The organism is Bradyrhizobium sp. 142 (genome assembly GCF_023074015.1).
Lineage (GTDB): Bacteria > Pseudomonadota > Alphaproteobacteria > Rhizobiales > Xanthobacteraceae > Bradyrhizobium.
Genome location: NZ_JADPKQ010000173.1, coordinates 20,208 through 28,609, shown reverse-complemented (window position 1 = coordinate 28,609; position 8,402 = coordinate 20,208). Strand labels below are relative to the sequence as shown.

General features: G+C 64.4%; 9 protein-coding genes. 1 reads left to right on the top strand and 8 read right to left on the bottom strand.

Translation table 11 applies throughout. From position 1 onward, the window contains the following. Window positions 1-51 precede the first annotated feature (51 nt). The 4 genes from IVA82_RS16300 to IVA82_RS16285 form a co-directional block, all read right to left on the bottom strand. The gene (locus IVA82_RS16300; RefSeq protein ID WP_247385248.1) at window positions 52-231 is read right to left on the bottom strand and encodes a hypothetical protein; all 180 of its coding nucleotides are present in this window, start codon (window positions 229-231) and stop codon (window positions 52-54) included. 344 nt (window positions 232-575) lie between these two features. Further along, a complete protein-coding gene (locus tag IVA82_RS16295; protein WP_247383188.1) occupies window positions 576-1,583 on the bottom strand; it encodes an Hsp33 family molecular chaperone in 1,008 nt (335 codons plus the stop codon). Window positions 1,584-1,877: 294 nt separating this feature from the next. Next, window positions 1,878-2,813 carry an ornithine carbamoyltransferase gene (gene argF / locus IVA82_RS16290; protein WP_247383186.1) on the bottom strand — a complete coding sequence of 312 codons (936 nt, stop codon included), beginning with the start codon at window positions 2,811-2,813 and terminating at the stop codon, window positions 1,878-1,880. Further along, window positions 2,813-4,021: an aspartate aminotransferase family protein gene (locus IVA82_RS16285; RefSeq protein ID WP_247383184.1), complete on the bottom strand. Its 1,209-nt coding sequence runs from the start codon at window positions 4,019-4,021 to the stop codon at window positions 2,813-2,815. Before IVA82_RS16285 ends, argF begins: the two co-directional genes overlap by 1 nt. 451 nt (window positions 4,022-4,472) lie before the next feature. Between IVA82_RS16285 and IVA82_RS16280 the strand changes: the two genes are divergently transcribed. After that, window positions 4,473-4,985, top strand: a complete 513-nt coding sequence (locus IVA82_RS16280) for a GcrA family cell cycle regulator (RefSeq protein ID WP_247383183.1) — start codon at window positions 4,473-4,475, stop codon at window positions 4,983-4,985. A gap of 294 nt (window positions 4,986-5,279) precedes the next feature. On the opposite strand, the gene phoB is transcribed toward IVA82_RS16280, so the two are convergent. From phoB to pstA, 4 genes are read right to left on the bottom strand one after another with little or no spacing between them, the layout of a single operon-like run. Next, on the bottom strand, window positions 5,280-5,987 hold the full coding sequence (gene phoB / locus IVA82_RS16275; RefSeq protein ID WP_097661713.1) for a phosphate regulon transcriptional regulator PhoB: 708 nt from the start codon (window positions 5,985-5,987) through the stop codon (window positions 5,280-5,282). Between the two features lie 23 nt (window positions 5,988-6,010). Further along, a complete protein-coding gene (gene phoU / locus IVA82_RS16270; RefSeq protein WP_247383182.1) occupies window positions 6,011-6,727 on the bottom strand; it encodes a phosphate signaling complex protein PhoU in 717 nt (238 codons plus the stop codon). 11 nt (window positions 6,728-6,738) lie between these two features. Then, a complete protein-coding gene (pstB, locus tag IVA82_RS16265; RefSeq protein ID WP_247383181.1) occupies window positions 6,739-7,560 on the bottom strand; it encodes a phosphate ABC transporter ATP-binding protein PstB in 822 nt (273 codons plus the stop codon). Then, window positions 7,557-8,402 carry a phosphate ABC transporter permease PstA gene (gene pstA / locus IVA82_RS16260; protein WP_247383180.1) on the bottom strand — a complete coding sequence of 282 codons (846 nt, stop codon included), beginning with the start codon at window positions 8,400-8,402 and terminating at the stop codon, window positions 7,557-7,559. The genes pstB and pstA overlap by 4 nt, the downstream gene beginning before the upstream one ends.

Below are 8,402 nucleotides of genomic sequence, written 5' to 3'. Positions count from 1 at the left end.
TCACCTCGATGCTGGAGGGATCGATTTCATGGTTGATGACACTTTGTCCCATCAGCCATCGATGCAGCCAGTGGCCGTCGAGACCCGCCTCGTAGCACGTACCGGCCGGCCATCTGCGGCCGCCTTCTTGCGCATGTCGGCAAGCCGGGCCGTCAAGGCGGCCAGGTCGCCGCCACCGATCGTATAGCGGCTCAGCTTCTGCGATCCCGGCAGCAATACGCCGAGTTCCATTTCGCTTGGCTCAGTTCAAAAGCCAGATAAACCGTGGCATGCTCCGCCGCGGCGGGTGTCTCAGTGCGATCGAGCTTGATCATCTTGGTCCTCCGAGGCTGGATGGTTTGCAATCTAATCCTACCTCCCCTGGCCACCCGCCACCCATAGGATATGAGGCGTGAGCCATGCGACGCAAAGCGTCGCGTGGAGAGCCTCGAAGGATGAACGGCCGAGATGCAGCCGGGCCGTCGCCCTTCGAGGCTTGTCCTACGGCGCAGTGCGCCGCAGGACGCGCGCCTCAGGCTGACGGTGATGAATGGGTGGGATGGCGAAGCGTAAACCACCCTATGGTCAATCAGCGCTCACGCGCCCTCCACGCCTGCCTCGTGCGGCGTGAACTCGTAGACCGACGAGCAGAACTCGCAGGTCACGACGACCTTGTCGTCCTTGACCATGGCGGCGCGATCGTCCGGCGAAAAGCGCTTCAGCATGGCGGCGACGGCGTCGCGCGAGCAGGAGCATTGCGCCTTCAGGACCAGCGGATTGAACACACGCACGCCGCGCTCGTGGAAGAGACGGTAGAGCAGCCGCTCGCCCGAGAGCTCGGGATCGATCAGTTCGACATCGTCGACGGTGTCGATCAGCGCACGTGCCTCGACCCAGGCATCGTCCTCGGCAATGCTGTGCACTTGTACGCCTTCGGGCGCATCGCCGGGATGCAAATCGGCCTGCTGCGCGCGCTCCGGCGCTTTCGGCAGGAACTGCATCAGCATGCCGCCGGCGCGCCAGCGGTGCTTGCCGCCATCGTTCGAGCGCCACTCCTCGCCGACGGCGAGGCGGACGCGCGTCGGAATCTGCTCGGAACGCAGAAAATATTCGTGGGCGGCGTCTTCCAGGCTGCCACCGTCGAGCGCGACCAGGCCCTGGTAGCGGCTCATGTCGGGACCCTGGTCGACGGTCATGGCAAGATGGCCGCGCCCGAGCAGCGAGCCGGAGTCACGTGCATCGCCAAGGCGCGCGGCGTCATAGCGGGCATAGGCGCGCAAATGATCCGGCGCCTTATAATCCACCACCAGGAACGACACCGGGCCGTCGGTCTGGGCCTGCAGGATGAAGCGGCCCTCGAACTTCAGCGCTGAACCAAGCAGCGTCGTCAGCACGATGGCTTCGCCGAGCAGCTTGCCGACCGGGGCGGGATAGTCGTGCTTGGTGAGGATCTCATCGAGCGCCGAGCCGAGCCGCACCAGGCGCCCGCGCACGTCGAGTGCGTCGATCTCGTAGGGCAGCACGGCGTCATCGATCGGAACCGCCGATGGCGCGCGAACCGGGCCTTCGGGCCTGGTTTTCATGTCAGGGGATTGGGAAACCATGGCGCTCTATCTGGGGTCGGAAGAGGTGGATTGGAAGGGGGCAGTTGAGTAGCGTGTTCCGGATTCGAGTTGAGATCTACGAAGCAATTTCAAACTCGATGTCGTCCCGGACAAGCGCAAGCGCAGATCCGGGACCCATCGCCACAGGCTTGGGTTTGGCGAAGCACATCAGCCTTCTCCAGTCTGCCACAAGATAGATCACGCGGTATGGGTCCCGGATCGGCGCGCGCTTCTGGCGCGCTTGTCCGGGACGACGAGTGGCGTTTATGGCCGGCAAAAAACGCTAGCGCATACCTATTTCACCGCGTCGAAGCACCAGGCCAGGATGCCCTTCTGCGCGTGCAGGCGGTTTTCGGCCTCGTCGAACACGACCGATTGCGGGCCGTCGATCACCTCGTCAGTGACCTCCTCGCCGCGATGGGCGGGCAGACAGTGCATGAACAGCGCATCGGGCTTGGCCAGCGACATCAGCTTGGCGTTGACCTGATAGGGCTTGAGCACGTTGTGACGGTGCTCGCCTTCCTTGTCACCCATCGACACCCAGGTGTCGGTGACGACGCAATCGGCGCCGCGCACCGCGGCTTCCGCATCGGTACCGAGCATGATTGGGGCGCCGGTCGTCTTGATCCAGTCACGCATTGCCTTCTTCGGCGCGAGCTCCGGCGGCGTTGCCACATTGAGCTGGAACTTGAAACGCTCGGCGGCATGGGCCCAGGACGCCAGCACGTTGTTGTCGTCGCCGGTCCATGCCACCGTCTTGCCCTCGATCGGGCCGCGATGCTCCTCATATGTCATGAGGTCGGCCATCACCTGGCAGGGATGCGAGCGCCGCGTCAGGCCGTTGATGACGGGCACGGTCGCGTTGGCCGCAAGCTCGAGCAGCGCATCGTGGTTGAGGATGCGGATCATGATGGCGTCGACATAGCGCGACAACACGCGCGCGGTGTCGGCGATGGTCTCGCCCCGACCGAGCTGCATCTCGGCACCCGTGAGCATAATGGGCTCGCCGCCGAGCTGGCGCATGGCGACATCGAACGACACCCGCGTCCGCGTCGACGGGCGTTCGAAGATCATCGCCAGCGTCTTGCCTTCGAGCGGCTTGACCGGCTGATGCGCCTTCTGCTTCGCCTTCATCGCGGAGGAGGCGGCGAGCATGCTCTTGAGCTCCGATAGCGGCAGCTCGTCGATATCGAGGAAGTGCTTTGGGGTCTTGTTGGCCGTCTTGCTCATCAGCTTGCCGCCCGCTTGGTTTGGCCCGCCGAAATCGCGGCACAGGCGCGTTCGAGCCGGGCAACGCTGTCTTCGATCTCGACCTCGGTAACGATCAAAGGCGGCAGGAAACGCACGACATTATCGCCGGCGCCGACGGTCAGGAGCTTTTCATCGCGCAGCGCCGCAACCAGATCGCCGGATGGCACCACGGCCTTGATGCCGATCAGCAAGCCCTCGCCGCGGACTTCGCTGACGACGTCGCCATGGCGGTCGATCACGGACGCGAGCTTCTGCTTGAGCAGCAGCGACATCTTCTGCACATGATCGAAGAAGCCGGGATTGAGCATGACGTCGAGCACTGCATTGGCGGCGGAGACCGCGAGTGGATTGCCGCCGAAGGTCGAGCCGTGCGAGCCCGGGGTCATGCCGGACGCCGCTTCCGCGGTCGCCAGGCACGCGCCGATCGGGAAGCCGCCGCCGAGCGCTTTCGCCAACGACATCACGTCGGGCGTGACGCCGAGGCGACGATGGGCGAAGAGATCGCCGGTGCGGCCCATGCCGGTCTGCACCTCGTCGAACGCAAGCAACAGGCCGCGTTCGTCGCAAAGCTGGCGCAGCGCCCTGAGAAACGCCGGCGTGGCCGAACGCACACCACCCTCGCCCTGGATCGGCTCGATCAGGATGCCCGCGGTCTGCGGACCGATCGCCTTCTTGACGGCATCGAGGTCGCCATGCGGCACCTGGTCGAACCCCTCCATCGGCGGACCGAAGCCTTCGAGATATTTGGCCGAGCCGGTCGCAGCCAGCGTCGCAAGCGTGCGGCCGTGGAACGCGCCTTCAAACGTGATCATGCGGTAGCGGTCGGGATGGCCCTTTGCGGCGTGAAAGCGGCGCACGATCTTGATCACGCATTCCATTGCCTCGGCGCCGGAATTGCAGAAGAACACGAAGTCCGCGAAGCTCTCATTGCACAGACGTGCCGCCAGCCGCTCGCCGTCGGGGCTCTGGAACAGGTTCGACATGTGCCAGAGTTTCGTCGCCTGCTCCTGCAACGCCTTGACCAGCGCCGGATGGGCATGGCCGAGCGCATTCACAGCGACGCCGGAGGTGAAATCGAGGTAACGCTCGCCGTTGGTTGCGATCAGCCAGCAGCCTTCACCGCGCTCGAAACCAAGGTCGGCCCTGGCGAAAACGGGAAGCAGATGCGGCGCGGCGCTGTTGGTCATGACGGTCACTTGGATGTTGAGGCCGGCCTCAACGCGCTTACGCAGCGCACCATTGACCGGCCCGAAAAACGAAACGTGCCGCCTTTTAAGGGCGGCACGTAGTACTATCTTATGCTTGGTAAAACCGGTGTCAATGCCGCCCGGAAAGCCTCGCGAAACGCTGAATCCGTAGTCTTGCGGTGCCGATTTTGCGAGTTTTAGCCACGGAACATGTGGAAGCGAGTCGGCGGACTCTTGCGCGTGAGTCACGCCATATTGTAGCGTTTGGCTTGTCAGATACGACATCTCGTGCAGCGGTTCTGATCTCTAAGTCCTCATGTACCGGCGTAAACGTTCGGGCGCATCTGGTGCGCCCGGCGAGCCTTAAGGGATTCTGGCGGCACGGGTTTTTCAAAGCTTAGGCATTCGCTGTGAGCCGGTATGGCAGGCGCGCAGCGAGGGAAAGGGTGCAATGACGGTTTTGACCTGGTCGGATGATCGCGTCGAGCAGCTGAAGAAGCTCTGGGAGGCCGGACTTTCGGCCAGCCAGATCGCGGCGGAGCTCGGCAATGTGACCCGCAACGCCGTGATCGGAAAGGTGCACCGGCTCGGCCTGTCCGGCCGCGCCAAGAGCCCTTCATCCGCTGCTCCCCGGCCGCGCAAGGCGCGCCCGGCGCAGCACATGATGCGGGTGAACCGTCCGATCTCGCGCGGCAATACGGCGCTGGCGCAGGCCTTCGAGGTCGAGGTGGAGCCGGATCCGGTCACCTACGACAACGTGGTGCCGATGAGCCAGCGGCTGTCGTTGCTGGAATTGAACGAGGCGACCTGTCACTGGCCGGTCGGCGATCCCTCGAGCCCCGATTTCTTCTTCTGCGGCGGCAGGGCGCTGTCCGGCCTGCCCTATTGCGCCCAGCACTCGCGCGTCGCGTACCAGCCGGCGGCGGACCGCAGGCGTGCACCGTCCAAGCCCGGGCCGCGGTAAGCTGGCGGATTAGCTGACTGCAAGGATAGCGCCGTCACACGATGACCGCGCAAATCACTCAGTGTCTCCCGGACAAGCGCGCCTCAAGCGCGCGCAGATCCGGGATCCATGGCCACCGCAAGATGTGGTTACGGGGACTCGGAGTTACCTTTTTTGCGCAACAACCACTCCCTGTGGCTATGGGTCCGGGATCTGCGCTCCGCTCTGGACAACGCTGCGCGTTGCAAACGTTACGCTTGTCCGGGACGACGGCTGAGAGTGTAGCGGCAGCTCGCTAAATCAGCTCGCAAAGGCCTACGCCTGCTCCGCTTTCGCAAAACGATCGTCCAGTGCGTAACCGGCGCCGCGGACGGTGCGGATGGGGTCCTGCTCGCGGCCGAGATTGAGCAGCTTGCGAAGGCGGCCGATGTGCACGTCGACGGTACGCTCGTCGATATAGATGTCGCGGCCCCAGACGCTGTCGAGCAGCTGCTCGCGCGAGAACACCCGGCCGGGGTGCTCCAGGAAGAACTCCAGCAGACGATATTCGGTCGGACCAAGATCAATCGGACGGCCTGAGCGCGCGACGCGACGTTTGTCGCGATCGAGTTCGATGTCGCCAAAGGCGAGCACGGTGGCAAGCCGCTCCGGGCTTGCGCGCCTGAGCAGGCCCTTCACCCGCGCCAGGAGCTCCGGCACCGAGAACGGCTTGACGATGTAGTCGTCGGCGCCGGTCGCCAATCCCCGCACCCGCTCGCTCTCCTCGCCGCGGGCGGTGAGCATGATGATCGGGAGCTGCTTGGTCTCGGGCCGGGTGCGAAGCCGCCGGCACAGCTCGATGCCGGACAACCCCGGCAGCATCCAGTCGAGCACGATCAGGTCGGGGATATGCTCCTTGAGGCGGGTGTCGGCGTCGTCGCCGCGCATCACCGTCTCGACGTCATAGCCGTCGCCTTCGAGGTTGTAGCGGAGAAGCTCTGTCAGAGCTTCCTCGTCCTCAACCACCATAATGCGTGCGCCCATGGGCTCGTTGCTCCCTTGAGTCTTTAGGTATTCGGAACCGTGGTGGCGAAGGTCGTCATGTCGCCCTTCGGCCGCTTGTCGGTGATGGCCTGACCCTCGATCATGTAGAACACGGTCTCGGCAATGTTGGTGGCGTGGTCGCCGATGCGCTCGATGTTCTTGGCGCAGAACATCAGGTGGATGCAGAACGAGATGTTGCGTGGATCTTCCATCATGTAGGTGAGGAGTTCGCGGAACAGCGAGGTGCAGATGGCATCGACTTCCTCGTCGCCCTTCCACACCGCCATCGCCGCCGGCAGATCATGCGCGGCATAGGCGTCCAGCACCGATTTGACCTGCTGCTGCACGAGGTCGGTCATGTGTTCCAGGCCGCGGAACAGCTTCAGCGGATGGAAGTCCGTCTCCAGCGCCGCGACGCGCTTGCCCATGTTCTTGGCGAGGTCGCCAATGCGCTCGAGATCGGTCGCAACGCGCATGGCGCCGACGATCTCGCGCAGGTCAACCGCCATCGGCTGGCGGCGAGCGATGGTGAGCACCGCACGCTCCTCGATGCGCCTCTGGAGGATGTCGAGCTCGGCGTCGATGGTGACGACGCGCTGACCGAGCGCGACGTCGCGCCGGATCAGCGCATCGACGGACTCCACGATCATGCGCTCGGCAATCCCGCCCATCTCGGCGACCAGCCGGGTGAGCTCCTGGAGGTCGGTGTCGAACGCCTTTGCGGTATGTTCAGAAACCATGTCCCGTCTCCTCAGCCGAACCGGCCGGTGATGTAATCCTGCGTACGCCGATCGCTCGGTGACGTGAAGATCCTGCTGGTGTCGTCGAACTCGATCAATTCACCGAGATACATGAAGGCGGTCTTGTCGGAGACGCGGGCCGCCTGCTGCATGTTGTGGGTGACGATCGCGATCGTGTAGTTCTCGGAGAGCTCCTGGATCAGCTCCTCGACCTTGGCGGTCGAGATCGGGTCCAGCGCCGAGCAGGGCTCGTCGAACAGGATCACCTCGGGCCGCACCGCGACCGTGCGGGCGATGCAGAGGCGCTGCTGCTGGCCGCCGGAGAGCGACAGGCCCGAGGCGTTGAGCTTGTCCTTGACCTCGTTCCAGAGCGCGCCGCCGCGCAGCGCCTTCTCGACCCGGTCGTCCATCTCGGATTTCGAGATCCTCTCATAGAGGCGGATGCCGAAGGCGATGTTCTCGTAGATCGTCATTGGGAACGGCGTCGGCTTCTGGAACACCATGCCGACGCGTGCGCGCAGCAGGTTGAGGTCGAGCCGGGGATCGAGAATGTTGGTCTGGTCGAGCATGAGCTGTCCGGTGGCGCGCTGGCCGGGATACAGATCATACATCCGGTTGAAGATGCGCAGCAGGGTCGACTTGCCGCAGCCCGACGGGCCGATGAACGCCGTAACGCGGTTGGTGCCGAGCGTCAGGTCGATGTTCTTCAGCGCATGGTGCTCGCCGTAATAGAAGTTCAGCTTGCGCACCGTCACCTTGGGGGGCGCCTCGGGCAGCACCGGCGCCTGGGGCAGGCCGCCGGACGCGCTCATGGATACGGACAGATCACTCATTTTGCGGTCCTCTCGGCGCCAAGGATGCGCGCGCCAATATTCAGGGCAAGAACGGTCAGCGTGATGAGCAGCGCCCCACTCCAGGCCAGCTGCTTCCAGTAGGCATAGGGGCTCTGCACGAAGTTGTTGATGGTGACCGGCAGGTTGGCCATCGTCTTGTTCAGGCTCAGGCTGAAGAACTGGTTCGACAGCGCGGTGAACAGCAAAGGCGCGGTCTCGCCGGCGACGCGGGCGGTGGCCAGCAGCACGCCGGTGATGAGGCCCGAGCGCGCCGAGCGATAGGCGATGCGCTTGATCACCAGCGAACGCGGCAGGCCGAGCGCAGAGGCGGCCTCGCGCAGCGCATTCGGCACCAGCAGCAGCATATCCTCGGTCGTGCGCAGCACCACCGGAATCACGATCACGGCGAGCGCCAGCGCGCCCGCGATCGCCGAGAAGCCGCGCATCGGCACCACCACCGCGCCATAGATGAACAGCCCGATGATGATCGAGGGCGCGCTGAGCAGGATGTCGTTGATGAACCGGATCACCGACGTCAGCCGGTCGTTGCGGCCGTATTCGGCGAGATAGGTGCCGGCGAACATGCCGAGCGGCGCGCCGATGCCGACGCCGATCACGGTCATCATCAGCGAGCCGACGATGGCGTTGAGCAGGCCGCCCTCGGTCGAGCCAGGCGGCGGCGTATTCTCGGTGAAGAGCTGGACGTTGAGGCCGGCCAAACCATTGTAGAGCAGCGTGATCAGGATCAGGGCGAGCCAGGTGACGCCGAAGGCGGCGGCGGCGATGCAGAGACCGCGGATGACGAAGTCCTTGCGGCGGCGGCGTGAATAGATCGGGTTCAT

Coding starts and splice junctions, on each gene's coding strand:
- argF (WP_247383186.1), bottom strand. CDS start 2,813: ATGAGCAAGACGGCCAACAAGACCCCAAAGCACTTCCTCGATATCGAC.
- pstA (WP_247383180.1), bottom strand. CDS start 8,402: ATGAACCCGATCTATTCACGCCGCCGCCGCAAGGACTTCGTCATCCGC.
- phoB (WP_097661713.1), bottom strand. CDS start 5,987: ATGGGCGCACGCATTATGGTGGTTGAGGACGAGGAAGCTCTGACAGAG.
- phoU (WP_247383182.1), bottom strand. CDS start 6,727: ATGGTTTCTGAACATACCGCAAAGGCGTTCGACACCGACCTCCAGGAG.
- IVA82_RS16300 (WP_247385248.1), bottom strand. CDS start 231: ATGGAACTCGGCGTATTGCTGCCGGGATCGCAGAAGCTGAGCCGCTAT.
- IVA82_RS16280 (WP_247383183.1), top strand. CDS start 4,473: ATGACGGTTTTGACCTGGTCGGATGATCGCGTCGAGCAGCTGAAGAAG.
- IVA82_RS16295 (WP_247383188.1), bottom strand. CDS start 1,583: ATGGTTTCCCAATCCCCTGACATGAAAACCAGGCCCGAAGGCCCGGTT.
- IVA82_RS16285 (WP_247383184.1), bottom strand. CDS start 4,021: ATGACCAACAGCGCCGCGCCGCATCTGCTTCCCGTTTTCGCCAGGGCC.
- pstB (WP_247383181.1), bottom strand. CDS start 7,560: ATGAGTGATCTGTCCGTATCCATGAGCGCGTCCGGCGGCCTGCCCCAG.